Origin of the sequence: Micromonospora sp. SL1-18 (genome assembly GCF_047921505.1) — a bacterium.
Lineage (GTDB): Bacteria > Actinomycetota > Actinomycetes > Mycobacteriales > Micromonosporaceae > Micromonospora.
This window is the reverse complement of sequence record NZ_JBLROA010000302.1, coordinates 1-204: the sequence shown is the minus strand read 5'-3', so window position 1 is coordinate 204 and position 204 is coordinate 1. Positions and strand designations below refer to the sequence as shown.

Below are 204 nucleotides of genomic sequence, written 5' to 3'. Positions count from 1 at the left end.
TTCCGTACCTGCCAGGAGGTTCCTGGCAGTCGGGTTCGTCGCGGTGGTTTCGGCCGCCGCCGTCGGCGTTGGCACAGCAGCGAGCGCCGCTCCGGCGGAGGGCGCGATCAGGGTCGCAGTCGGGGCGCCGGTAGCGGGCAGCTACATCGTGGTGCTCAAGGACGGGACAGCCGACCGGGTGGCAGCCCTCGCCGCCGGCCACGG

General features: G+C 73.5%; 1 pseudogene. It reads left to right on the top strand.

Annotated features, from left to right (window positions below):
- Positions 1–204: pseudogene (locus ACNAW0_RS31035) on the top strand (S8 family peptidase); the annotation flags it as partial.